The organism is Comamonas testosteroni (genome assembly GCF_030505195.1).
Taxonomy (GTDB): Bacteria; Pseudomonadota; Gammaproteobacteria; order Burkholderiales; family Burkholderiaceae_C; genus Comamonas; species Comamonas testosteroni_G.
In genome coordinates this window covers 3,153,468-3,178,784 of sequence record NZ_CP129672.1, presented here as the reverse complement: position 1 = coordinate 3,178,784, position 25,317 = coordinate 3,153,468, and the positions used below count along the sequence as shown (strand labels likewise).

Genomic DNA, 25,317 nt, shown 5'->3' with positions numbered 1-25,317 from the left:
TGCCGAGCTATGACCCAAGCCTATATTTTGACTTTATCCTGCCCAGACCGACTGGGTCTGGTGCATGCCGTTTCCGGATTCTTGCTTGAACAAGGCGGCAATATTGAAGAAGCAGCGCAGTACAACGACCCGGTAACCGGTCTGTTCTTCATGCGCGTGCAGTTTGCCTGCGATGGCAAAGACGCCGCCTCTTTAAAGGCATCCGTTGCCGAATTAGCTGATCAATATCAAATGCAGTGGAGTTTGCACTCCAAAGCCGAGCGCATCAAGACAGTCATCATGGTCAGCAAGGAAGGCCACTGCCTCAACGACCTGCTGTTCCGCTGGAAGTCGGGTCTGCTGCCTGTCGAGATCAAGGCCATCATCAGCAACCACCGCGAGTTCTATCAGCTGGCGGCCAGCTACAACATCCCCTTTCATCACATTCCCGTGACTGCCGCGACCAAGGCCCAGGCCGAAGAGCGCCAATACGAGATCATTGAGGAAGAAGGTGCCGAGCTGGTGGTGCTGGCGCGCTACATGCAGGTACTGTCCAACGACCTGTGCAAAAAGCTGTCCGGCCGCGCCATCAATATCCACCACAGCTTCCTGCCCAGCTTCAAGGGCGCCAAGCCCTACTACCAGGCGCATGACCGCGGCGTGAAGCTGATCGGCGCCACCGCCCACTATGTGACGGCCGACCTCGACGAAGGCCCGATCATCGAGCAGGACGTGGCGCGCGCCGACCACACCGACACCGTGGAAGACCTGACGGCCCGCGGCCGCGACACCGAGAGCCAGGTTCTGGCCCGCGCCGTGAAGTGGCATAGCGAGCGCCGCGTCATTCTCAACGGTCACAAGACCGTTGTGTTCCGCTAAATCCCTGGGCTTGGGATTGATCATATGACCCGCAGCCCCGGCGCCTTGAACAGCATTACGGCCAGGCGGATTCCGCCGATACAGTGCCTGCTCACCTTCGAGGCTCTGGCGCGGCTGCGCTCAGTCACGTTGACGGCGGAGGAGCTGTGTGTAACGCCCAGTGCAGTCAGCCACCGGGTCAAGCAGCTGGAGCAGATTCTGGGGACTCGCCTGTTCGGCCGAACGGATTTCTCCCTGACCACGGACGGCAGCTCCTATCTGGCCCATGTGCGTGAAGGCCTGGGCGCCTTGCAACGCTTTCCAGGAGCGTCGGCCTCGCCTGGACGCAGGCGCCTTAAGCTGGCCGTCACCCCCACTTTTGCACGCGTGATCCTGATCCCGCGCCTGCGCCAGTTCACCGAGGTCTATCCGGAGATCGACATTGCGCTGCAGGTATCGATTCCGCTGCTGGACGTTATCGGCGAGGATGCCGACCTCATGGTGCGCTTCGGCGCCGGCCACTATGCCGATGTGGAGCACATCGAACTGGCGCGCGACACGGTCACGCCGCTGGCCTCGCCCAGCTTCATCCGCGAACATGGCCCGTTCGAGCGCCCGGACGACCTGGAAGGCATGCCGCTGCTGCGCAGCCCGCTGGAGCCCTGGCGCACCTGGTTCGCCGCGACCGGCCTCGACATGGCCGAGCCCAACGAAGGCTCGCAGTTCAACGACATCGGCCTGATGTGCGACGCCGCATCGGCCAGCATGGGCATTGCCCTGGTACGCCACAAGCTCGGCGCCCCCTGGCTGGAAAACGGAACGCTGGTGCGCCTTTTCGATGTCGATGCACCCAGCCCGCACGCCCACTACCTGTGCTGGAAGACCGGCATCATGGACCGCTGGGAATGCGCTGCCTTCGCTGAGTGGCTGCGCAAGGCGATGGGCTGAGCTGCAGGCTTCGCTGTGGCGCAGCTCTTGCTCGCACTTCCCTGGCCCGGCGAGCAGCTCGTGACACGGGCTGCTCGATGGATAACGAAAATGGAGCACTCACGGCATGAACCTGCAGCCCAGGCTTTACCCCGGCCTTGACCAGAACCAGGCACTCAACAGCGAAGCGTCTTCGCTGCTCATCCGCGCCCTGGCCGGCACGGGCAAGACGACCACGCTGGCCATCAAGGCCACCGACCTGATCCGCACCCAGGGCGCGCGCAACGTGCTGATGCTGGCCTACTCGGAGGCCGGCATCAAGGCCATTCAGGCGCGCCTGGACCGCCTCTCCTCTGTGCGCCTCGACGGCCTGCATCTGCTCACTCTGGAGCATTTTTGCGCCCGCCTGCTCGAAGAGCAGGGCGACCCTGTCCCCATGCTCTCCTCCGGCCTGGAAAAGAACCTGCTCATCCAGCAGGCGCATGAAGCGCTGTCGCAAGAGGCCGAGCGGCATGCCGAGCTCGACATACCCGAGCTGGCGGACTACTTCGCACGGCCTCTGGACATCAGCGCCTTCCTCGCCTTTGAGGCCCAGGCCAAGCAGTGCATGCTGGAACTCGACATCGACAGCAGCGGCCTCGGCGCGCTGGCATATTGCCGCGACAACGCTCTGGACTACGGCCTGTACCGGCTGCTGCGCAGCTATGAGCGGCTGCGCGCAGGCCCCACCCAGGAGCCGCTGTTCTATGCGCCCGGCGACTGCACCTACGCGCTGGCCTGCCAGCTGGCCGCACTGGACTTCGATGCCGGCTTCCCGCAGCTGCAGGGTCGCTTCGAAGCCGTGCTGTTCGACGAACTGCAGGATCTGGACGAGGCAGCTTTGCTGGTGCTGCGCCATCTGGCGCGCGGCAACGGGCGCTTCATCGGTGTCGGCGACTTCAACCAGCACATCCTGCCGGGCGCCTCCTCCATCTTTGGCGACAGCGCCCAGCGCATCCTGCAGGAGCTGCCCGCTGGCACCGGCCAGGCCACGCTCAACACGACCTATCGCTTCGGCCCCGTCATCTGCCAGGAACTCAACCAGCGCTTCGGCGTGGAGTTCGACGCCCATTACCGCAACGCCTCGGCCTGGTTCGAACATCGCCATGGCGATGACGAGGACTGCGCCCGGCAATTGCTGGACATTCATGCCGCCGTGGCCCGCCTGCCCCGCAAACCGCAGGACCCGCCCGCCGTGCTGCGTGTCATCCTGCATTCGCCCGAAGATTCGGTGCTACTCGAATGGCTGTTCGCCCACGAGGGCGTGCACTATGCCTGCAAAGGCATGCAGCGCTTCTACCAGCGCCGCGAAATCGCCCTGGTGCTGGCCATGCTGTGGGCCATGCAGGGCTGCAGCGGCGGTGCGCTGCTCTCACAAGGCATTCTGAACAGCGCTGCCGAAGGTCTGATGCGCTATGTGCGCCATGCCAGCCCGCCCGACCGGGATCTGCTGGCCAACGGCCTGTTCGACATGACTGCACTGGGTGACGCCCCGCCGGAGTCCGACACGCTGCGCATTGCCGCCGAACTCATGGGACAGCAAGCCGCCATGCGCCGCTTCCTCGCCGCCTACATCGCACCAGACTCCCCCTGCGCGCGGTTGCTGGCCCTGCCCGCCGACCAGTGCGCCGATGCGGGGCAGTTGCTCCAGCACCCTCTATTGCGACAGTTCTTTGCCCTGGCCCCCATCAGCCAGGAAGAACTGCGCCAGTGCCTGACCAGCCTGCAAGCGCTGTCGCGCATCTGCACCGGGCTTTCCGTCGATGAATTCCTTGGTCGCCTCAGCCTCATGGTCCAGTCGAGCATCGCGCAGCATCAGCGCCATGAAAAACCCAGCTTGCAACTGCTCACGGTAGAGCGCAGCAAAGGCCATGAATACGAGTATGTGGCCGTACCCTTCGTCAATCCCAGGCACTTCTCGCCCAATGCGAGCGACCCACAGCGCAACATGCTCTACGTCGCCATGACCCGCGCCAGCAAGCGCCTGTGGATACTGGAAAGCAGATGACGACGCAAGGCCATGGGGCGATGCAGATCAAGCCCGTATCTCATAAGCGGGTCAAAACACCATAACGTCGCCCCCAGCCGACATAGCCACAGTTGCCCTCTCCCACCCTTGTTGCAGCCCTCCCACCATGGACTCGCAACAACGAAGAGGAGACCCATGCAAACCCCATTGCGCTGCGCCTGGCTACTGGCCGCCGGCATCACCGCCAGCCTGCCCCTGCATGCGCAGGAGAACAACCTCACCATAGGCGCCAGCTTGCCGCTGTCAGGCTCGCAGGCCGAGGCCGGCAAGGAAGGCCTGAGCATCATGCAGGCGCAGGTGGAGGCATTCAACAAGCAGGGAGGCCTGGGCGGCAAAGCCTTGACACTCAAGGTGCTGGATGATGGCTACGAGCCACAGCGCGCCGCCAGCAATGCACGTCAACTGATCCAGGAAGGAGCCCTGGCCCTGCTCAACTGCTGGGGCACGGCCAGTTGCACAGCCATGCAAGCCGAGGTCCAGCAAGGCCAGACGGCCCTGGTGGGCGTGATTGCCGGAGCCGGCAGCATGCGCCAGCAGCCGGGCCGCTTCATCTATCCGCTGCGCGCCAGCACCCAGGCTGAAATCGCGGCCATGCTGCAGCAGATGCAGACCATAGGTCTGCGGAGGATCGCCATCGTTCACCAAAACGACGGCTTTGGCAAAGACAGCCTGCAGATCGCCTTGGCCGCCTTTGCCGCCAAGGACCTCAAACCCGTCATCACGCTGGCCGTGGAAGCGTCGGGCAGCAACACCCCGGACCTGGCCAGGCAACTGGCCGCCCTGCCCGATCTCCAAGGCGTCATCGTGCTGGCGGGCGCCCCTGCCACCATAGGTCTGATCACCATGGCCAGACAGGCCCATGTCATGACGCCTTTCTACAACCTGGCCGCCCAGGCCAACCGTGCTGTGGTGCAAGGGCTGGGCCCTTATACGCGCGGCATTGCCTTCACCACCCTGGTGCCCAGTCCCTGGAAAGGCGCGGTTTCGGCCATCAAGGACTACCAGCAGCTCCTCGCCCACGGCGGAATGCCGCCTGCCTCCTATCTGGGCCTGGAAGTCTTTCTCAACACCCGAACCCTGCTGGATGCGCTGCGTAAAGCTGCGCCCACAAACAGTCGAGCGGGCCTGCTGACCGCCCTCGACGCCATGGGCGAGATTCGCTACGGCAGCATGCATCTGCGCTTCACACCGCCACGCACCGGCTCCAGCTATGTGGGGTTGACCATGATTGATGCAAGCGGCCATTTCAGGGAATAAATCAACTCCAAGCCTTATTCATCAATCGTCGGTAGCTATCGCTTCAAGAGCAAATCTCATCATCGACTCAACGCATTTCAAGCAGCGTTGCAATAAAGCTCACACCAATACGCGGGCGCATCCCATACATTTGCAGGCATGACGTCCGCCAGCACTTTTACCGATCTCGTCGCCACCTCCAGCACAGCGGCCAACGCCGCGCATCACCTGCCCGAGCCGTCCGAGCGCGCCAGGCGCCAGGCCGAGGTGCTGGCAGCACTGCGCCCCCATGTGCCGGCGCATGCCCTGCTCTATCAGAGCGAAGACACCACGCCCTATGAGTGCGACGGACTGACGGCCTACCGCCAGCGCCCTCTGCTGGTCTGCCTGCCCGAGACTTATGCACAGGTGCAGGCCGTGCTCAGGGCCTGTCACGCCATAGGCGCCCCTGTCATTGCACGTGGCGCGGGGACGGGGCTTTCGGGCGGCGCCATGCCTCACCCCATGGGCGTGACGCTGTCGCTGGCCAAATTCAACAAAATCCTCAAGGTCGATGCCTACAGCCGTACCGCCCTGGTGCAGTGCGGCGTGCGCAACCTCGCCATCAGCGAGGCCGCTGCCCCCTACGGTCTGTACTATGCGCCCGACCCCAGCAGCCAGATCGCCTGCACCATCGGCGGCAATGTGGCCGAGAACTCGGGTGGCGTGCACTGCCTCAAGTACGGGCTCACGGTACACAACGTGCTCAAGGTCAAAGGCTTCAGCATCGAAGGCGAGCCCGTCGAGTTCGGCGCGGATGCACTCGACACCCCCGGCCTGGACCTGCTGGCCATCATGATCGGTAGCGAAGGCATGCTGGCCGTGGTGACCGAGGTCACGGTCAAGCTCGTGCCCAAACCCCAGCTGGCGCGCTGCATCATGGCCAGCTTCGACGATGTACGCAAAGCCGGCGACGCAGTGGCTGCGGTGATCGCGGCCGGCATCATTCCCGCCGGACTGGAAATGATGGACAAGCCTATGACGGCCGCCGTGGAAGACTTCGTGCGCGCCGGCTACGACCTCACGGCGGAGGCCATTTTGCTTTGCGAGAGTGACGGCACGCCCGAGGAGGTGGAGGAAGAGATCGCCCGCATGAGCGAGGTTCTGCGCCACGCCGGGGCCACGGCCATCACCGTCAGCGAAAGCGAGGAAGAGCGTCTGCGTTTCTGGAGCGGGCGCAAGAATGCCTTCCCCGCCAGCGGCCGCATCAGCCCCGATTACATGTGCATGGACTCCACCATTCCCCGCAAGCGTCTGGCCGACATCCTGCTGGCGATTCAGGATATGGAGAAGAAATACCAGTTGCGCTGCGCCAATGTGTTCCATGCAGGAGACGGCAATCTGCACCCTTTGATCCTGTTCGATGCCAACAACCCCGACGAACTGCACCGCTGCGAGCTGTTCGGCGCCGACATTCTGGAAACCAGCGTCGCCATGGGTGGCACGGTGACGGGCGAGCATGGCGTGGGCGTGGAAAAGCTCAACAGCATGTGCACCCAGTTCACCACGGCCGAAAACGCCCAGATGTTCGCGCTCAAGGCAGCATTTGACCCTCAATCGCTGCTCAACCCCGGCAAGGTGATTCCCACGCTCAACCGCTGCGCCGAGTACGGCAAGATGCTGGTGCGCGGCGGACAGATTGCTCATCCCGATCTGCCGCGCTTTTAACCGCCAGCCGATCCATGCAGCGCAAATACCGGTTGATTCTGAGTCTGTCTGCGCTGCTGCTCATGGCTGCCAGCCCAGGTGCGCATGCGCGCGGCTATGCCTCCACTGGCAAATGCGGTATCTATCCGCGCCTGGCCATCACCACTCCCCCAGGCACCTGCGTGGGGCTGATTGCCGACGAAGCCCACGGCCTGCGCTTTCCGCGCCGCGTATTGGAGATTGAGCCGGGCCGTATCTGGGTGCTGGACATGGGCAACTGGGTGCCCCAGGTGGGCCAGTTGGTCGAGCTGCGGCTGCCGCCCGATGCCGCCACTGCCGCCAATGCCAACACCACGGCCAGGGCCGTCGAAGCCAGAGTGTTGCTGAGCAAGCTCAACTATCCTTCGGGAATGGCGCGCGGGCCGGACGGCAAAATCTACATCGGCGAGGCCGACAAGATATGGCGCGCTGCGGTGCCTGCACTCGGACAGACACCTCAGCCCGAGATGCTGGCCAGCGGCCTGCCGGCCGACGGTGCGCACCTGCTCAAGGAGCTGGCGTTTGCGCCGGACGGCAGCCTCTACGTCAATATGGGCTCGGCCACCGATGCCTGCCGGGGTGAAGACCAGAAGCAACCCGTGCCCTACCCCGAACGCAGCACGGCCATGCCGCGCGCTGCCGTCTGGCGCATGCTGTTGCAGGCTGGCAAGCAGCCCGTCAAGGAATTCAAACCCTTTGCCGGGGGGCTGCGCAACTCCATGGCGCTGGCCGTGATGCCCGACGGCCCTGCGGCAGGCACCGTCTGGCAAGGCGAAAACAATATCGACTACCGCGACCCCAAACAGCCGCCAGAAGAGCTCAACCTGCTGCGCGCGGGTGCCGACTACGGCTGGCCCTACTGCACAGGTGCACGCCAGAACGCGCAGGGCTATGAAAAGCGCTTTGATTGCAGCAAGACCGAGGTGCCGCATATGCTCTGGCCCGCCCATGTGGCTCCGCTGCAAATGCTGGCCACTCCAGTGGGCAGCGCATTTGGCGGGCAATTGCTGGTGGCCTGGCACGGCCAGCGCGCAGACGGTCAACGCCTCGTGGGCTTTGCGCGCGACGACAAGGGCCGCCCCTCTGGCAAGCCCATCCAATGGCTGAGCAAATGGGACGCCAGGCCCGGACTGCGTCCCGGCGGCCGCCCCACGGGCATGGACATCGATCATGCAGGCCGCCTGCTGGTGGTGGAGGATTTCAACCGCACCCTGCTGATCCTGATGAGTGAAGCGGGCACGGCGCCAAAACCCACTCAACCCAGGTAGCCCAGATAACCCAGGTGAGGTGCTCAGTTCAGCAGATCGCGTCCACGCGCCAGAAACCTCGCGTACTCCTCGTCAGGGACAAACAGACCGCCCGTGGTCCAGACGATATGTGTGGCGTTTGCCATGTGCGGCAGCAGCTTCTGGCGCTGCAGATAGTCCTGACCCGCAGCGCTTTCCAACAGGGCGCACGGACCGCTAAATCCCGCTGCGGCCGATGGCTCGATCTGCAGCCCCTCTCTATCCTGCAGCAGGCACAGATGGCGAAACAGGGTTTCGTCCTCCACCGTGAACACTCCGCCGAGAAAGCCACGCACCACGTTAGCAGCCAGCTCCGATGCACGCGGTACTGCCAGACCATCGGCCTCGGTCTGGTTGTTCAGGCCCAGCTCATAGACCGAAGGATGGGCGTCCAGACCCGGCAGCGCTGCAGCGCCGGCCAGCATCTCCACCATGAAGCAGGGCGACTGCACAGGCTCGGCAAAAAAACAATGCACATGCGGCCCGAATGCCTGCTGCAGACCCAGCGCCACGCCGCCGGGCGCCCCCCCCACGCCGCAGGGAATATAGACAAACAAGGGATGCGTTTCATCCACGGCAATCTTGCTCTCTGCAAGTTGCGCGACCAGGTGCGGAGCCGCCGCCGCATAGCCAAGCAGCAGCGAAAGCGAATGCTCGTCATCCACAAAGTGACAGTGCGCATCCTGGTCGGCCAGCGCGCGGCCTGCAGCGACGGCCTGGGCATAGTCGCCGGCATGCTCCACCACCTGCACGCCACGGGCTCGCAGGCGCTGCTTTTTCCACTCCTTGGCATCGGCAGACATATGCACCGTCGCCTTCAAGCCCAGGCCCGAAGCCATGACGCCAATCGACAGGCCCAGATTACCCGTGGAGCCTACCGCCACCTGGTACCGGGCGAACACCGCACGCGCAGCATCGGAGGCCAGCTGCAGATAGTCGCCATCGGCCAGCAGGCCATGCTGCAAAGCGATCTGCTCCGCATACTCCAGCACCTCATGCACGCCACCGCGCGCCTTGATGGAACCCGCTACTGGCAGGCTGTGATCGGCCTTGAGCCAGAGCCGGCCCAGTTGCTCGGGCAGCTCCAAAGCCTGCTGCATCTGCGGCACGTGCAGCAGCGCCGACTCAATACGTCCGCCAGACGCCTGCAGCTCTGGAAACAGCCGCGCCAGCAAGGGTGCAAAACGCTCAAAACGCTGTACAGCCTGCTGAACCTGAGCGGCGTCTATGAAGTGTGTGGACCGATCCCCACTGCTGCGCCCGGCCCATAGCGCGGGCCGGGCATGACGCAGGTCGTCAACAAGGTCGCGCAGTGCGAAGAAAGTCATGGCTGGCATCCATCGTCATAAAAGAGCGCCATATTAGGGCCAATGGTGCATGCCAGACAGGTCCGCAAAGGCGCGGCATGGTCGCTATACCTCGCCCATGGCGGGGTCGCTGATCGTGTGCTGACCGGTTTCCACGCGACCGGCAAAGCGCCGGTAGTACGCCGGATCGCTGTTGCAGGTTACGGCAAAGTCATACCACTGGCCACTGGCCTTCAGCTCCCAATGCCTCTCGGCGCTGGCGGCCGCGGCCACGCTAACCGTCCATGGACCGTCGCTCAGGTAGGCCATGGGGGTGATGGTGAACACCGCAGCCTGAGCGCCCTTGTTCATCAGATCCACGTAGACATTGCCATTGGCGATGTCGTAGCAGACACGCACCTCGGGGGCGGCCTGTGTACTGCCCAGGCGATTCAGATCGCCCTTGAAGTGGCGGTGAAAACCGTTGGGGCCCAGCACCCAGAGGTCGTACTTGCCGAAATTATCACGCACGGCATCCCAGGTATCGGACAGAGTCTTGCCCGCCTCCACCATATAGCGGCGCGGCGTGCGATCCAGCTTGTAGCGGTCATAGACATGGAAGACTGCCGCCTGCGTACCGGTGTTGGCAAACACCAGCTCCACCTGGCTGTTGGCCTGACAGCGCGCACTGGTGTGCAGCTCGTAGGGCAAGGCCCGTGACGGACGCGTACCGCCTGCCTGCAAAGGCAGTTGCATATCGCGCGGCACCGGCACCGCAGGCAGCTTTTGCTGATCGGCACGCAGCTGGTCGGCGACATCGCGTGTGGACCGCCCGGCCAGCACGGGCAGTGTCTCGTTGTTCGGCGTCTTGAAGTTGAAGGTGCTCAGAAGATCTCCACATACCGCACGGCGGAACGGGCTGATATTGGGCTCCTTCACGCCGAAGCGGGCCTCCAGAAAACGCAGCACCGACGTATGGTCGAACACCTGCGAGTTGACCCAGCCGCCACGGCTCCAGGGCGAGATCACATACAGCGGAACGCGCGGACCGGGACCGTAGACACGGCCATCGGGGGCGGGCTGGCTACTGCTGCCGACCGGTGCGCCATGCGTGAAGTACTCGGCCTGCAGATCGGCTTGCGGCAGCGTGGTCTTGCCTGCATAGGTCTTGTCAGCGTTCTGCGATGGTGCCGAGGGAGAAGGCATATGGTCGAAGTAGCCATCGTTCTCGTCGAAGTTGACCAGCAGCACGGTCTTGCTCCAGACCTCGGGGTTGGCCGTTAGCGCGTCCAGCACCTCCTGCAGAAACCAGGCGCCCTGCACAGGGCTGGATGGGCCGGGGTGTTCGCAATAGATGGACGGAGCATTGACCCAGGACACCTGCGCCAGCTTGCCTTCGCGGATATCGCGCTTGAAGGCGTCCAGATACTCCTCTGGCTGGTTGCCGGGCAAGGTGTTGGCAACGCCCTTGTACAGCGGGTTGGCCGCATCGTCGCTGGCCGCGTCATAGGCGTGGTAGGGCAAGGCCTGGCCGGTGTTGGTATAGGGCGCATTGGGCGCGCCGCCGCTGGAGACAGGAAAGCCCGAAGCCAGATTCGCTCGGCGAAAGTTCTGGAACGCCCCCAGCATGTTGTCGCCCCACTCGTCGGGCATGTTCTGGTAGCTGATCCAGCTCACCCCGGCTTCCTGCAGCCGCTCGGCATAGGTCTTCCATGTGTAGCCGGTGTTGGCATCGCTGGGCACGCCGTTGATGGCATCCCACTCGTTATTCACGAAGGCCACGTTCTGGGGCATGGCACCGTTGGTGCCCGTCATGTGGAATGACCGGTTGGCGTCGGTGCCGGTATGCATGGCGCAGTGGTAGGCATCGCAGATCGTGAAGGCATTGGCCAGCGCGAACTGGTAGGGCAGCTCCTGCTCCTTGAAATAGCCCATGGAGGTGTCCGTCTTGGCCACGGGCCAGCGCGACATGCGGCCGTTGTCCCAGGCCTGCTGGCTGTCCAGCCAGGAATGGGGAGTGCCGGAAACGCGCTGCGCGTTGTTGGCCGTTCCATCCAGATGGTAGGGCGTGATGACCGTACCGTTGGCTCGCTCCTGCTGCCAGACCTTGCGGCCGTTGGGCACGGGAATCGTCATCCGGTCGCCAAAGCCGCGCACTCCCTTGAGCGTGCCGAAGTACTGGTCGAAGGAACGGTTTTCCTGCATCAGGATCACCACATGCTGCACGTCCATGACGGTGCCCGTGACGTTGTTGGCAGGAATGGCCAGCGCACGGCGGATGCTCGGAGGAAAGGCTGCCAGTGCGGCAGCGGAAAAGGCGGCGTTCTTGCCGGCCTGCAGAAGGTTGCGTCGCGAAATCATGGTGAAGCCTTGTCTGTCACCGCGCTCAGGGAGCACAGCGCATCTCCGGCTTGGCCGGCTCGGTGGGGTTCGTGGGGTTCGTGGGGTTCGTGGGGTTCGTGGGGGTCGTGGGATTGGTCGGATTCGTTGGGGCAGGCGGGCTGTCATCGCTGCCACCACAGGCGGCCAGCGTGGCGGCCGTCAGACAGGCGAGCGCCAGCGCCTTGATCAAACGCTTGTTTTGCATGGAGTCTTTCGCTTTGATGTCGACAGGTTTCGACCGGCAAGAATCTAGGTAAAACTCATGTCATCCCGATGACGTCCGTGTTTCAGTCCGTTGCCTCGCATCGCGCCAGCGCTCGAAGCTCGCGAGCCCTCTTCAGCGCGAAGCGCCATGAAAAAAGGGCCGACGCACCCACGTCGGCCCTCTGCAAAAAACATCACAACGCCAGTCAGAACGCTGGCGCTTGCGCGGCTATTTCCGCTCTCCATATCCCAGCCGGTACAGCAGCGGCAGCACCAGCAGCGTCAGCACCGTGGACGAGAGAATGCCGCCAATCACCACCGTGGCCAGCGGCCTTTGCACCTCTGCCCCCGTTCCGGTGGCAATCGCCATGGGCACAAAGCCCAGCGATGCCACCAGAGCCGTCATCAGCACGGGACGCAGACGCGTGAGCGCCCCTTCGGTGACTGCCTGCTCAACGCCCATGCCCTGCTCGCGCAGCGAACGGATATAGGCAATCATCACCAGGCCGTTGAGCACGGCCACGCCGCAAAGTGCGATAAAGCCGATGGCCGCCGAAATGGACAGCGGAATGCCGCGCAGCCACAGCGCCGCAATCCCGCCCGTCAACGCAAACGGAATGCCGGTGAAGACGATGAGGCCGTCGCGCACATTGCCGAACATGGCAAACAGCAGCGTGAACACCAGCGCCAGCGCCACGGGCACCACGATCATCAGGCGCTTGCGGGCCGACTCGAGGTTCTCGAAGGTTCCGCCCCAGCGTGTCCAGTAACCTGCCGGCAACGCAACGCCTTCGAGTTCCTTCTGAGCCTGCGCCACGAAGGAGCCAATATCGCGCCCGCGCACGTTGGCGCTGACAACGATACGGCGCTTGCCATCCTCGCGGCTGACCTGGTTGGGCCCCGGTGCCAGCTCCACCGTCGCCACCGATGACAGCGGCACAAAGCCCAGACGCCCGTTACCGCCGCGCGGCAGCGCAATCGGCAGGCGGCCTATGCTGTCCACATCGCTGCGCATGGCCTCGGGCAGGCGAACCTGGATGGCAAAACGTCTGTCGCCCTCGAATACCGTACCGGCTTCACGCCCGCCAAATGCCGTGCTGATGGCATCTTGCACATCGCCCATGTTCAGACCGTAACGCGAGGCTTTCTCGCGGTCGATCTGCACCGTGAGCATGGGCAGGCCCGTGGTCTGCTCGACCTTGACCTCGGAGGCACCAGGAATCTTTTGCAGCATGGCAGCCACGGCCTGTGCGGACTTTTCCAGCTGGGCCATGTCATCGCCGAAGATCTTGACGGCCACATCGCTGCGCACGCCAGAGATCAGCTCATTGAAGCGCAGCTGTATCGGCTGCGAGAACTCGTAGTTGCTGCCCGGAATCTTTTCTACAGCCTCTTGTACGGCAGCCAGCAGATCGTCACGCGAGCGCGCCGGATCGGGCCATTGCTCACGCGGTTTGAGCATGATGTAGCCGTCCGAAATATTGGGCGGCATGGGGTCGGAGGCGATCTCCGCCGTGCCGGTGCGCGCAAACACGCGCTCGATTTCAGGGAACTGCTGTTTGAGCGCTCTCTCGATCTGCATCTGCATCTGCACCGACTGCGTCAGGCTGGTGCCCGGTATGCGCAACGCCTGAATCGCAAAGTCGCCTTCATTGAGATTGGGCGCAAACTCGCTGCCCATGCGCGTGGCCAGCAACAGACTCAGGGCGACGATGACGCTGGCCGCCGTCAACACCACTGCCGGTGCATGCATGACCTTGTCCAGCACCGGCGCATAGGCACGGCGCGCCCACTCCATCAGACGGTTTTCCTTCTCGGCCACCTTGTCGCCCATGAACAGCGCAATCGCGGCAGGGATGAAGGTGATAGACAGCAGCATGGCCCCCAGCAGCGCGATCACCACCGTCAGCGCCATGGGGTGAAACATCTTTCCTTCCACACCGGTGAGCGCAAAGATGGGCAGATAGACCACCATGATGATGAGCTGACCGAACAACAACGGACGCCGAGCCTCCTTGGCTGCCGCAAACACTTCCTCGAAACGTTCGCTGCGGCTCAACGATCGACCTGCTGCGGCCTGCGCATGGGCCAGACGGCGCACGCAGTTCTCCACGATCACCACCGCACCGTCGATGATGATGCCGAAGTCCAGCGCCCCAAGGCTCATCAGATTGGCGCTGACGCGCATCTGCACCATGCCCGTGAAGGTGAACAACATGGACAGCGGAATGATGAGCGCCGTGATCAGCGCTGCCCGCAGATTGCCCAGAAACAGGAACAGAATCGCCACGACCAGCGCCGCACCTTCGATCAGGTTCTTCTTGACCGTGGCAATGGCTTTGTCCACCAGATGGGTGCGGTCGTACACCGTCACGGCCTTCACACCGGGCGGCAGGCTTTTGTTGATCACCTGCATGCGCTCATGCACCGCCTGCGCCACTGCGCGGCTGTTCTCGCCAATCAGCATGAACACCGTACCCAGCACCACTTCTCGACCGTTGTCCGTGGCAGCCCCCGTACGCAGTTCACGGCCCAGGCCCACATCGGCCAGATCACGCACGCGAATCGGCTGGCCTTGCGCAGACCCCACGATGACTTCGCGAATATCGGCAATGCCTCCCACCTGCCCCGGTGCGCGGATCAGGTACTGCTCGCCCTGGCGTTCGATATAGCCGGCGCCCACATTGGCGTTGTTGCGCTCCAGCGCCGCGACGATATCGGCCAGCGTGAAACCATAGGCCGCGAGCTTTTGCGGCTGCGGTGCCACCAGGTATTCCTTGGCGAAGCCGCCGATGGAGTTGATCTCGGTCACGCCCGCCACATTGCGCAGCTGGGGCTTGATGACCCAGTCCTGGATCTCGCGCAGATCCATAGGCGTATAGGGCGTGCCGTCGGGCTTGGTGGCGCCGTCATCGGCCTCCACGGTCCACAGATAGATCTCGCCCAGCCCCGTGGAAATAGGCCCCAGCGCAGGCGCGACGCCCGCCGGCAGGGCGTCGCGCGCCTGCTGCATGCGCTCGTTCACCAGCTGGCGCGCAAAGTAGATGTCCGTGCCGTCCTTGAACACCACGGTCACCTGGGACAGGCCGTAGCGCGACAGCGAGCGGGTCTGCTCCAGCTGCGGCAGGCCGGCCATCACGGTCTCTATGGGGAAGGTGACGCGCTGCTCGGTCTCCAGCGGCGAATAGCCGGGCGCCGAGGTATTGATCTGCACCTGCACATTGGTGATGTCGGGCACGGCATCGATGGGCAGGCGCTGGTAGTTGTAGATACCCAGTCCCACCAGGGCCAGTGTGGCCAGCATGACCAGCCAGCGCTGGGCAATGGCAAAGCGGATGATGCGCTCAAACATTCAAACTCCAAATATCTTCATCTGCCCTGTCACACTGGCGCAATCCAAACCAGAGACACCGAGCAAGAGCCGCCTCGCGGCGGGGCCGCCCAGGCGAGGGTGTCGTCCCCCTTGGGGGCGCCGTGCAACGGGAAGGCGCGCCGCGCCTCAGGGGGTGGCTAATCAATGCACATGCTCGGCCGTGGCCTTGCCCAGCTCGGACTTGAGCACGAAGGCCCCGTCCTTCACATAGCGCTGGCCTGTACTCAGGCCCTGCAGCACTTCGGTGTTCTGGCCATCGGTCTTGCCCAGCTTCAGGGCCTGCGCCTTGAAGCCGCCGTCCACCGGCACAAACACCACGGGCTTGTCGCCGTCGATCTTCTGGATCGCCGCACTGGCCACCGTCACCGCCGCCTTCTGGCCGGATCCCGTCAGATCCACATTCACGAAGAGGCCCGGACGCCAGATACCATCCGGGTTGTCCAGGGTGATGCGTGCCGGTGCCGTGCGGGTTTCCTGTCCTATCAAGGCGCCCACATAGGCCACCGTCCCCGTGGCTTTCGATTCAAAGGCTGTCGCATGCACAGTGGCCTGTTCGCCCACGCGCACAAAGGGCAGGTCGCCAGCGGCCACCTTCATTTCGGCCCAGACCGAACGCAGATCGGAGATGGTGAACACGGCCGTGCTGTCCTGCACGGCCTCGCCCACGGAGAGATGCTTTTCCACCACCACCCCGTCGAAAGGCGCGCGCAGCTCGAAGCGGTTCAGCGCCCCGGCAGAGCCTGAGCCGGCACCGATCGCAGCCAGCTTCTGCTGCGCATTGGCGGACGCGATCTCGGCCTCGCGCAGCACCTGCTGGGCCTGCAGATAATCCTGCTCGGCCGAGATCTTTTCCTGCCACAGCTGCTTCTCGCGCTGATAGGTGGTGCGCGCCAGTGCGAGACGCTTTTGCGCGGCCATCAGCTCGCTGCGCTGCTCGGATACCGCAGGGCTGGTCAGGGTGGCCAGCAACTGGCCCTTCTTTACCACCTGCCCCAGATTGGCCGCCACGCTCTCAGCCACGCCCGCCACCCGCGGCACCACATGGGCCGTCCTGTCCTCGTTGAAGCGAATCTCGCCCGGCAACTGCAGCATGCTGGCGATCAACGCCGGGCCGGCCTCGGCCAATGCCACGCCCGCAGCCCTGGCACGCTCGGCATCGAGTTTGAGCAGGCCTTCATCCTCGTCATCGGCATGAGCGGATTCCGGCTTGACTGCGGGTTTTCCGGTGCTTGCTGCCTGTTCATGCCCAGGCTCGCTGCCATGGTCATGCTCCTCTTTTTCGTCATGCTCATGCCCGCTCTTTTCTTCATGGGCATGACTCTTGTCTGCAGCGCCGTGACCATGGCCTTCGGCGCTTGCAGCTGCTGGCTGCGTACCGTAGACAATGGCTGCAGCAGCGGCCGCACCCAGCGCCAGAATGATGGCGATGGCAATCGCCGTGCGGCGGGGCTTAGGGGATGTGGAATTCATGATATGTGCTTGCTCTTACTCAAGACCGGGCACATCGCCCAGTTGGCGGGTGATGTCGGCAGCCGCCTGATGGGTTGCCACCAGTTGCTCCAGATAGAGGCTGCGTGCCTCGGCCAGCGTGCGCTGGGCATCCAGCACTTCCAGGTAGCTGAACTTGCCCATGGCAAAGCCCTTGGCAGCCACTTCGTAAGCGGACTGGGCCGCCGGCAGGACCTGCTGCGCCAGTTGCTCGGCCTGGGCCCGGCTGGTCTGCAGCTGCTCGCGTTGCTGCTGCAGCTGTGCGTGCATTTGCTGGCGCGTGGCCAGCAGCTCGTCCTCGGCCTTGTCTGCCAGACGCAGTGCCTGCAGCTGATTGCCGCGGTTGCTGTCCAGAATCGGCAGCGGCACCGAGATACCCACCACCAGCTGATTGCGGCCCACTTCCTGCGCACGCTTCATGCCCAGGCTCACGCTGGGGTCGGGCAGGCGCTTGGCGCGCTCGAGCTCGGCGACGGACCTGGCCTGAAAAACGGCCTGCTGCGCGCGCAGCATCTGCGGTGAATGCTCCAGCTTTTCCAGCATCAGGCTTTCATCGGGCAGCACCGGCAGTTGCGCCAGCTCCCCCACCGCGCTGCCAAATGCCGCAGGCTGCGCGCCCCACAGCGCCGCCAGTTGATGACGCGCCACACGCAGACCGGAGCGCGCTTGCGCCAGCGCCAGCTCGGCACTGCTCTCGGCCACGCGAGCCTTAGTTTCCTCCAGCGGAGCCACCTTGCCTGCCAGCACGCGCTTGGCTGCGGCATCGCGGGCACTGCTGGCAATCTCCAGCGTCTTGAGATGCAGCTGCACGCGTTGCTGGCCGGCCAGCACATTGGCAAATGCCGTGCGCACATCGGCACGCAGACCGGCCTGCGCGGCGTCCAGCTCGGCCCTGGCCAGTTCGCGGCCATGCTCGGCCGCCTTCATGCGGGCCTCGCGCTTGCCGCCGATCTCTATGGACTGGTTCCACTGCAGCGTCATGGAGCGGGTTTCGCGGCGCGTGTCTTCCTGCGAATAGGCCAGCTCGGGATTGGGCCTGGCGCGACTCTGGATCAATGCCCCTTCGCTGGCCGCCAGGGCCTGGGCTGCCGCCCGCAGACCGGGGTTGCGCTCCATGGCCAGTGCCAGCGCGGCCTGCAGGCTGATGGGGGCGGCAGCCGCCGCCGTGACGGGCGCAGGCTGCTGCGCCCAGGTGCAGGGCACGAAAAGGCCCAGGCTGCTGCCCAGCAACGCAGCGGCCGCCTTGGTAATGAATGTCATGGTGATGCTCCGCCTGCATGCCAGCCCCTGGGTTGGCACTCCTGTACAGGCGGGGCAAATCTAGCGTGGCGGCCCCCACAGGGTTCTGACCTGAAGATGACAAATTTGTCATCTTCGCCAGCGGCCGACTTGCTCGACAATCTGCGCATGAAGCTTCTAGTCATCGAGGACGAAACCAAACTTGCCGAGTACCTGCAAAAAGGCCTGGGCGAGGAAGGCTTTGTGGTCGATACCGCGCACAACGGCATTGACGGCCTGCATCTGGCCACCGAGCAACCCTGCGATCTCATCATCCTGGACGGCATGCTGCCCGGCATAGACGGCCTGGCCGTGCTGGCGGCTCTGCGCCAATCCCGCCAGACGCCAGTGCTCATGCTCACGGCCCGCGCCCAGGTGGAAGACCGCGTCAAAGGCCTGCAGGCCGGGGCCGATGACTATCTGGTCAAGCCTTTTGCGTTTTCAGAGCTGGTGGCCCGCATTCATGCACTGCTGCGCCGCGGCCCGCAGGCTCAGGCCACGCCCGAAGCCACGGTGCTGCGCATGGCCGATCTGGAGCTGGATCTGCTGCGTCGCCGCGCCACGCGTGCGGGCCAGCGGCTGGACCTGACGGCCAAGGAATTCAATCTGCTGAGTCTGCTGCTGCGGCGCCAGGGCGAAGTGCTGTCGCGCACCGAGCTGGCCTCCCAGGTCTGGGACATGAACTTCGACAGCGAAACCAATGTCGTCGAGGTCGCTGTGCGCCGCCTGCGCCTCAAGCTCGACGCGCCGTTCGAGCTGCCCCTGCTGCACACAGTGCGCGGCATGGGCTATGTGCTGGAGCTTCGCCTTGATGCCTGATAGCCGGCGCCTACCATTCGCGTAGAGCGATCAGCTCCTCCAGATCCGCTTCTTCAAAACCATAAGCCTTGGCAATGGCCTCGAAGTCAGCCGCAATGCATTCACGTGCCGCCGTTTCTATCTCGCTGCCCTGCTCTTCGAACTCCTGCTGCAGATCGTTGAAACGCTCGGTCGCAGCGTGGCTCAAGCGATACAGCTGCTCCAGATTCTGCGGCGTTTGCTGCTCGATCTGCAGACACAGTTCTCTCAGAATATCCTCGCCCTTGCGCACCAGTTCTTCGGGGAAATAGCTGTCCTCGTACATCTCCAGCAAGAAGGCGTAGTTGTTCATGATGGCGTTATCAAGACTCATGGTCCGTTCCTTTTCCCAGCAAACCGCAAACGATGAATCGTCCAGCATAGCAGCCACTCATGACCGCTGATCACTCCTCTCCAAGCACTCCTCAGATCCCGAACCTGAGCCGGCGGCTGTCGCGCTCGCTGGCCCTGCAGACCATGCTGGGCCTGGGCCTGGTCTGTGTGGCCGTGTACTGGGGCAGCTGGCTGGCCCTGGCCCAGCGCCAGCAGGAAAGCCTGGAGCAAAAGCAGGTCACGGTGACGCATCTGCTGCAACAAGCGCGTGCCAACCGCTCCGCGTCCAGCATGCAGCACATGCTGTCCGACTTTCTCACGGGCCACGAGGATATGTCGATCCGCGTCAGCTATGCCAGCGGCGCGCTGCTGTTCGAGAAACTGCACCAGCCCCTCGACGATCTTCACAGCGCCCGGCGCAGCTTCAGCGTCGTGCTGCCAGCCCATGTGGATCAGCAGGAGCAGCAGCGCGTGCAGGTGCTGCTGATGCTGGACCGCCGCCCCGACGATGCCCTGCTGCGCCAGCTGGCCTGGATTCTGGGCCTTGCTGCCGTCAGCGGTGCGCTGCTGGTGTCGCTGTTCAGCGCCTGGCTGGTGAGGCGCGGGCTGGCACCTCTGCATTCGCTGGTGGAGCAGACCCGGCAGCTGGGCGCCAAGGATCTGAGCCGCGACTGGCAGACCAGACTTGACGACAGCAACCAGCCCCAGGAGCTGCGCCCGCTGATTGCCCAGTTCAACGCGCTGCTGGAGCGGCTGGCCGTGGCCTACCGCCAGATGGAGGCCTTCAACGCCGATGTGGCCCATGAGCTCAACACTCCGCTGACCACGCTCATCAGCAGCTGCGAGCTGGCGCTGCGCAAGCCCCGCGATGCGGGCGAACTGCGCGACATCCTGGCCTCCAATCTGGAGGATCTGCAGCGCATGGCCGGCATCGTGGCGGACATGCTTTTTCTCTCTCACGCCGATCGCGGCGAGAGCGCGCACCGCATTCAGGTGGCCAGCCTGGCCAGCCTCGCGGACGAAGTGGTGGACTACCACGAAGCCGCGCTGCAGGAGGCCGGTCTGCAGGTGCGGGTGCAGGGCGATGCACAGGCCCAGGTCGATGCGCGATTGCTGCGCCGGGCACTGTCCAATCTGCTGGGCAATGCCACCCGCTATGCCACGCCGGGCAGCTGCATAGAGATACAGATCAGCACGCCGCAGGCCGGCCAGGTCACGCTGGCGGTGCAGAACCAGGGTCAGGCCATTGCGCCCGAGCACCTGCCCAGACTGTTTGACCGTTTCTACCGCTCGGACGCTGCCCGCAGCCAGGCCGATCGCAACCACGGCCTGGGCCTGTCCATCGTGGCCGCCATTGCACGCATGCATGGCGGACAGGCGTTTGCGCACTCCGAACAAACCGTCACCAGCATCGGGCTGAGCCTGCCTGCGGACCAGGACCCATCAGCCCAGGCCCCTGTTTCCGCAGGCAACCAGGCGTCAATGCCGGGGATGCCCACAAGCAGCAGCGCGCGGGGATGACACGCAGCGGCGCGTCCGGGCCGCAAGATGGCCGCCCGTGCATCGCCGAAAGGAAACACCATGCATTGCTTGAGACATGCGGCCTGCCTGGCCTTGGCCGCCCATGCAGCTCTTGGCCTGCCCGCTACGGCTCAGGGCCGGATTCCCGATATGCAGCAGGCTGGCGCCCTGCGCTACAGCTGCGGCGGCATAGGCGAGAACGAATCCACGCTCATGCGCGCCGCGATGAAGGACTACCCGCTGTCGCTGCTGTTTGCGCAAAAGGAAGGCGCCTACCTGGCCAATGTGGCGGTCGAGGTCAGCTCCGCCAAGGACATCAGCCGCTTCACGGCCAACGGCCCGGTCTGCCTGATCCAGCTGCCCGCCGGCAGCTACAAGATCACGGCCACCACCAGCGAAGGCCGCAGCCAGACCCAGTCGGCAGAGATCGGCAAGGGCCCGCATCAGCTGGACTTCCGCTACTAGCGACAAGCCGCTGGCAGGCGGCGGCAATGTCCCGGGGCCGTCCAGGGGAGATGCGCGCGGTCGCGCTCCTCAAGGCCAGGCAATGAGGACAATATGAACCATGTCCCAAGATCAAGACGCATCCACCTATCAGACCCATCTGCAGGCCGGCAACGCGCTGGTGCAGCAGGCCCAGAATATTGCCACCCAGGACTTCGAGCAGGCCCGCGCGTTCTGGCAGGCCGCCGGCAAGGAGTTCTATCTGGCGCACAAGGCCGATATGAGCGAGCCCGAAGCCGCCTTTCGTCTGGCACAGGCCTGGATGGCCGAGGCCCACGCCTTGCAAAAGGAAGAGGACAGGAACGCGCTGGTCATGTGGGCCAACGCTGCTGCGCAATGCGAGCTGGCCTTTGACCTGGAGCCCGAGAACGGCCGTATCGCCATGACTGCCGCCAGCTGCCATCTGTTTGCCGGCCAGGCCGATGCCGCCAAGGCCTGGCAGCTGATCGGCAAGCAGTTGCTGCCGCCCGAGCCTTCCGCGCCCAATGCCTGATATTTTTTGATAGCACTAATCACATGAAAATAAAGGGTTTCAATGTATAAATGCATTGAAACCTTTTATTCATTGGCGAAGGCAGCTATTAAATTTACGATTTCCCACGGAGACTAGCGCTCGAGTGCGGCGCGGATCTGCTGCGCATTGGCCCGCATGGCCTGGGGGCCGCTGCTGCCCAGCAAATACCAGAGCTGCGGATCGACGAACACCAGCTGCTGCTTTCGGCCCGCTCGCGTGCTCCGGATGATGTCGTTGTCAAACAGCAGCCGGGACGGCAGGACCGGCTGGCCGTCCTTGTCCCTGGTGCTGCCCGTGCCCGCATTGCGGTCGATCACGAACAGCCATTCTGGATCGATCCTGGCGATATCTTCCATCTTCAGCGCAATGCCGCGCGCCTGCGCCGGATCGGCAGGCAAGGCGGGCTTGACGCCCAGCACGTCATGCAGCAGACCGAAGCGCGAGCCCGGCGTCTGCGCGCTCATGTTCTTGTTGACGGCCAGCACCAGCAGGCCCGGTGCGGCCCTGGCTGCGGCAGCGCGGGTGGCCTGCACATCGCTGCGCACCTGCTGCATGAGCTGCGCGCCCTCAACCTGCTTGCCCCAGAGGCTGGCCAGTGCGGTCACATTGCGCTGCATATCGCCGAGCAAGTCCTTGCCCGAGGTGCTCAGATCCAGCGTGGGCGCGATCCGGCTCAGCGCTTCGTACTTGCTGGCCGAGCGGCCGGCCACCACGATCAGATCAGGCCGGATGCGGCTCAGCGCCTCGTAGTCGGGCTCGAACAGCGAGCCTGCCACCTGGTAGCGGGCATCGGCATAGCCGGCCAGATAGGCGGGGAAATGAACCTTGGGCACTCCCGTCACCGGCAGCTTGAGCGCCTGCATGGTGTCCAGCGAAGCCAGGTCGTACACCACCACGCGCCGGGGAGCCAGGGGCAGCTCGCTCACGCCCCGGGCATGCTCGACCTGGATGCGGGCGGGCTGGGCCGCAGACGACAGGGCCTGCGGCGTTTGCGCCCAGGCGGCGCCGGCCATCATCAGCAGGGCCACGGTGGTGGCGCGACGGCTGTTCAGTGCTTGCATGAAGTACCTTGAAAAGCGGAAACAGTAGAAGGAGTGGCAGCCCTTGCCGCGCATTGCGGCAACGGGCTGCGATGACCAGGATCAGAACTTGACGTTCATGCCCAGCCAGTAGCGGCGGCCGTCGAGCACGGTGTCGTAATTGACGCCGTCATAGATGACCTGCTTGTCCAGCAGGTTGTAGATGCCCGCGTACAGCGTGACGGTCTTGTTGAGCTTGTAGGAGCCGCCCAGATCCAGCATGGTGTAGCTCTTCTGGGTGAAGCTGCCTGAGGAGGCCCCGCCCGTGGGCGCGCTTTCCTTGCCGCGGTAGGACGCCTTGAGCCAGCCGTTGAGCTGGGCCGTCGGGCTCCAGTCCAGCGAGACATTGAACAGATGGCGCGGCAGCTGATTCAGCGGCAGGCCGGCAAACTCGCCGCTCTTTTGCTCGGACTTGGTGAAGGTGTAGTTGGTCTTCAGGCGCAGCGCCCGGCTCAGCTGGGTGCCCAGCGAAGCCTCCAGGCCACGCGTGATGGCGTTGTCCACATTGATGTTCGTGGTGGGCACGCGGCCCGAGCTGTTGAGCGGGCCGCAGCTGGGGCAGGCCACGCGGGTGATCTTGTCCTCGAACTCGTTGTCGAACACTGTCAGCCCTGCCGTGGTGCCCGCGCCGCTGTCGTAGAGCACGCCGATTTCCTTGGTCAGCGAGGTTTCGGGCTTCAGATCGGGGTTGCCGTAGATATTGCCGCCACGGCTGCTCTGACCCCAGTCACCCACGGTCTGGCGCAGCGACGGCGCGCGAAAGCCCGTGGAGACTCCGCCCTTGATCGTCCACTGCGCCGCCAGATTCCACACGCCATACAGGCGCGGGCTGACCTGGCCGCCGGCCTGGCTGTCATGGTCGTAGCGCAGGCCGCCGGTCAGTGCAAAGTCCTTGAGCAGACGCCATTCGTCCTCGGCAAACACGGCCCACTGGCTGCGGTTGATGCTGGTGCGGCTGGCATTGGGCAAGGTGTTGGTGGTGGTGTCCTTCAGATCCTGCTCGTTGTAGCCCACGCCCGTGGTCAGCAGATGGCTGGCCCCCAGCGGCGTCACCCAGCTGCTGTTGAAGACCGTGTTCTTGATGGTCATGTCGCGCGACAGATTGCGCGTCTTCTCCTGCTGCAAATAGGTGTCAGAGGACGCCCAGCCCCAGCGTCCCTTGTGCTGCAGCGAGAAGTTGTCGCGCTCGAACTTTCGGTCGCTGAGTGCAGCCGTGGCAGCCAGCGTCTTGCCCGGTGTCGAGGTGTAGTGCTGCTTGCCCGTGCCCAGTTCGGCAATGATGTCGTGGTCCTTGTTGGGCGTCAGCGCCAGCTTGACGTTGAGTGCGCGGTTGTCGTAGTCGTTGTAGCCGTTGAGGATGTTGTCCTCGCCGCGCCTGTTGTAGTTGCCGTAGATGCTCAGGCCCAGCAGATCGGTCTGTATGGGGCCGGACAGATAGAAATTGCTCTGGTAGATATTGCCCGAGGACGAGCGCTCCTGCAGCGTGGCCTCGGTGCGGATGGAGCCCATCCACTGTTTGGCCACCTTGCGCGTGATGATGTTGATCACGCCGCCCATGGCGTCCGAGCCGTAGAGCGAGGACATGGGGCCGCGCACCACCTCGATGCGCTCTATCGCCTCCAGGGGCGGCACCCAGCTCTGGTCGGTTCCCGTGGAGCCGTTGGCCTGGGTTTCGCGCGTGTTGGTGCGCTTGCCGTCCACCAGGATCAGCGTGTAGTTCACGCCCATGCCGCGCAGGCTGATGTCGTTGGAATTGTTGTCCGAAGGCACCAGGTTCACGCCGGGCACGTCGCGCAGCGCATCGTGCAGATTGTTGTAGCTGCCTTTTTCAAGCTCTTCGCGCGTGATGACCGAAATCGATGCGGGCGCATCCTTGATCTCCTGCTCGAAGCCCGAGGCCGTCACCACCACGGTCTCCAGAGATTTCTCCTGAGCCGCCGTCAGCCCGTGAGTCAACAGGCCGGCAGCCGCCAGCGCCATGCCCAGCATGGGGCGCAGCGACCGGCGGGCGGTGGACAAGGGACGGGAAGACGAAGAAACGCAGGCCGTGGCGAAGCCTGCAGCAGCGGCTGCATGAATTGGCATGATGAGTTTGGAAAAAGAGGCACATCGACCAGGCAAGGCTGCGCCCCATGGCCGGAGCCACGGACAGCAGGTGCCGGTCAGCGAAGCATTCGCGCTGTTGGAGTGATGAAGAAGGCAATCACGATCTGCACATGAGATCGCCCCTGGCTACACCATGCAGCTGGGCATGGCGGCATGCGGCCATTCAATGGGCATGCCTGGCTGAGTCAAAGATTGCAGCAAGGTCTTCTTGTTGCGAATAATTCTCATTGTAAACGTAACCAACAGGCCTTCCAAAGAATTTTTACGGTTAAGTACTTTGGCAAGACCTCAAACCAGCATCGCCCGGCAGCGGCATGCGCGGCCTGGTCGTGA

General features: G+C 64.0%; 19 protein-coding genes. 10 read left to right on the top strand and 9 right to left on the bottom strand.

Annotation, left to right across the window (positions count from 1 at the left end; translation table 11 throughout):
- The first annotated feature begins 9 nt into the window (after positions 1-9).
- The 6 genes from purU to QYQ99_RS14625 all read left to right on the top strand — a co-directional run bounded on the left by purU (position 10) and on the right by QYQ99_RS14625 (position 8,061).
- Positions 10-858, top strand: coding sequence for a formyltetrahydrofolate deformylase (purU, locus tag QYQ99_RS14650; RefSeq protein ID WP_302088837.1), 849 nt, complete (start codon positions 10-12; stop codon positions 856-858).
- 24 nt (positions 859-882) lie between these two features.
- Positions 883-1,785, top strand: a complete 903-nt coding sequence (locus QYQ99_RS14645) for a LysR substrate-binding domain-containing protein (RefSeq protein ID WP_302088836.1) — start codon at positions 883-885, stop codon at positions 1,783-1,785.
- Positions 1,786-1,891: 106 nt separating this feature from the next.
- Positions 1,892-3,811 (top strand): UvrD-helicase domain-containing protein, encoded by a 1,920-nt coding sequence (locus tag QYQ99_RS14640; protein ID WP_302088835.1) that lies wholly within the window; start codon positions 1,892-1,894, stop codon positions 3,809-3,811.
- Positions 3,812-3,967: 156 nt separating this feature from the next.
- Positions 3,968-5,089: an ABC transporter substrate-binding protein gene (locus QYQ99_RS14635; protein WP_302088834.1), complete on the top strand. Its 1,122-nt coding sequence runs from the start codon at positions 3,968-3,970 to the stop codon at positions 5,087-5,089.
- Between the two features lie 138 nt (positions 5,090-5,227).
- On the top strand, positions 5,228-6,775 hold the full coding sequence (locus tag QYQ99_RS14630) for an FAD-linked oxidase C-terminal domain-containing protein (protein ID WP_302088833.1): 1,548 nt from the start codon (positions 5,228-5,230) through the stop codon (positions 6,773-6,775).
- 14 nt (positions 6,776-6,789) lie between these two features.
- Positions 6,790-8,061 (top strand): PQQ-dependent sugar dehydrogenase, encoded by a 1,272-nt coding sequence (locus QYQ99_RS14625; RefSeq protein WP_302088832.1) that lies wholly within the window; start codon positions 6,790-6,792, stop codon positions 8,059-8,061.
- A 23-nt stretch (positions 8,062-8,084) separates the two neighbouring features.
- Here the strand turns inward: QYQ99_RS14625 and QYQ99_RS14620 are convergent, their stop codons facing one another.
- The 6 genes from QYQ99_RS14620 to QYQ99_RS14595 form a co-directional block, all read right to left on the bottom strand.
- A complete protein-coding gene (locus QYQ99_RS14620; protein ID WP_302088831.1) occupies positions 8,085-9,407 on the bottom strand; it encodes a D-serine ammonia-lyase in 1,323 nt (440 codons plus the stop codon).
- Positions 9,408-9,491: 84 nt separating this feature from the next.
- Positions 9,492-11,726, bottom strand: a complete 2,235-nt coding sequence (locus tag QYQ99_RS14615) for a phosphocholine-specific phospholipase C (RefSeq protein WP_302088830.1) — start codon at positions 11,724-11,726, stop codon at positions 9,492-9,494.
- A gap of 25 nt (positions 11,727-11,751) precedes the next feature.
- Complete coding sequence (locus QYQ99_RS14610) at positions 11,752-11,952, bottom strand: hypothetical protein (protein ID WP_302088829.1); 201 nt, start codon at positions 11,950-11,952, stop codon at positions 11,752-11,754.
- A gap of 228 nt (positions 11,953-12,180) precedes the next feature.
- Complete coding sequence (locus tag QYQ99_RS14605; protein ID WP_302088828.1) at positions 12,181-15,303, bottom strand: efflux RND transporter permease subunit; 3,123 nt, start codon at positions 15,301-15,303, stop codon at positions 12,181-12,183.
- Positions 15,304-15,465: 162 nt separating this feature from the next.
- A complete protein-coding gene (locus QYQ99_RS14600; RefSeq protein WP_302088827.1) occupies positions 15,466-16,794 on the bottom strand; it encodes an efflux RND transporter periplasmic adaptor subunit in 1,329 nt (442 codons plus the stop codon).
- Between the two features lie 15 nt (positions 16,795-16,809).
- The gene (locus QYQ99_RS14595) at positions 16,810-18,072 is read right to left on the bottom strand and encodes a TolC family protein (RefSeq protein WP_302088826.1); all 1,263 of its coding nucleotides are present in this window, start codon (positions 18,070-18,072) and stop codon (positions 16,810-16,812) included.
- Positions 18,073-18,219: 147 nt separating this feature from the next.
- On the opposite strand from QYQ99_RS14595, the gene QYQ99_RS14590 reads away from it, so the two are divergent.
- Positions 18,220-18,909 carry a heavy metal response regulator transcription factor gene (locus QYQ99_RS14590; RefSeq protein WP_302093183.1) on the top strand — a complete coding sequence of 230 codons (690 nt, stop codon included), beginning with the start codon at positions 18,220-18,222 and terminating at the stop codon, positions 18,907-18,909.
- Positions 18,910-18,919: 10 nt separating this feature from the next.
- Here the strand turns inward: QYQ99_RS14590 and QYQ99_RS14585 are convergent, their stop codons facing one another.
- The gene (locus tag QYQ99_RS14585) at positions 18,920-19,261 is read right to left on the bottom strand and encodes a DUF5713 family protein (RefSeq protein ID WP_302088825.1); all 342 of its coding nucleotides are present in this window, start codon (positions 19,259-19,261) and stop codon (positions 18,920-18,922) included.
- Between the two features lie 59 nt (positions 19,262-19,320).
- Here QYQ99_RS14585 and QYQ99_RS14580 point away from each other — a divergent pair, with 59 nt between their 5' ends.
- The 3 genes from QYQ99_RS14580 (at position 19,321) to QYQ99_RS14570 (ending at position 21,778) form a co-directional block, all read left to right on the top strand.
- The gene (locus QYQ99_RS14580; RefSeq protein WP_302088824.1) at positions 19,321-20,781 is read left to right on the top strand and encodes a heavy metal sensor histidine kinase; all 1,461 of its coding nucleotides are present in this window, start codon (positions 19,321-19,323) and stop codon (positions 20,779-20,781) included.
- Positions 20,782-20,841: 60 nt separating this feature from the next.
- Positions 20,842-21,246: a hypothetical protein gene (locus tag QYQ99_RS14575; protein ID WP_302088823.1), complete on the top strand. Its 405-nt coding sequence runs from the start codon at positions 20,842-20,844 to the stop codon at positions 21,244-21,246.
- A 100-nt stretch (positions 21,247-21,346) separates the two neighbouring features.
- Positions 21,347-21,778, top strand: a complete 432-nt coding sequence (locus tag QYQ99_RS14570) for a hypothetical protein (RefSeq protein ID WP_302088822.1) — start codon at positions 21,347-21,349, stop codon at positions 21,776-21,778.
- A gap of 113 nt (positions 21,779-21,891) precedes the next feature.
- On the opposite strand, the gene QYQ99_RS14565 is transcribed toward QYQ99_RS14570, so the two are convergent.
- Positions 21,892-22,860, bottom strand: a complete 969-nt coding sequence (locus QYQ99_RS14565) for a siderophore ABC transporter substrate-binding protein (protein ID WP_302088821.1) — start codon at positions 22,858-22,860, stop codon at positions 21,892-21,894.
- Between the two features lie 81 nt (positions 22,861-22,941).
- The gene (locus tag QYQ99_RS14560; protein WP_302088820.1) at positions 22,942-24,963 is read right to left on the bottom strand and encodes a ligand-gated channel protein; all 2,022 of its coding nucleotides are present in this window, start codon (positions 24,961-24,963) and stop codon (positions 22,942-22,944) included.
- Between the last annotated feature and the right edge of the window lie 354 nt (positions 24,964-25,317).